This is a genomic window from Aeromonas sp. PrichA-15 (assembly GCF_017939245.1).
Taxonomy (GTDB): Bacteria; Pseudomonadota; Gammaproteobacteria; order Enterobacterales; family Aeromonadaceae; genus Aeromonas; species Aeromonas caviae.
Window position 1 is genome coordinate 1 of the sequence record NZ_JAGKRH010000394.1, and the last position, 293, is coordinate 293.

A 293-nucleotide genomic window follows, 5' to 3' on the forward strand; every position below is an offset into this window, starting at 1 on the left:
TTCCTAACGGCTTTGTCTGCCCTGAATGTGCCAACAAGACCTGTTGTCGCCTGAGAAGGCGGCCACGTGTGTGGCAATGCAATCACTGCCGTCACCAGATGTCATTGACTGGAAACACGATTTTCGCAAACACCAAGCTCCCACTGGCCAAGTGGTTTCTGGCAATGCACCTGTTGTCACAAACCAAAACAGGCTTGTCAGCGATGGAGCTAAAGCGCCAGTTGGGCGTCAAATATGACACCGCCTGGATGCTCAAGCACAAGCTGCTGCAAGCCATGAAAGAGTCCGATGAC

At 52.6% G+C, this 293-nt stretch carries 1 protein-coding gene; it reads left to right on the forward strand.

The window, feature by feature from the left end:
- Positions 1-293 (forward strand): transposase (locus J9889_RS23905; protein WP_210558491.1); only part of this gene is annotated, 293 nt, incomplete at both ends.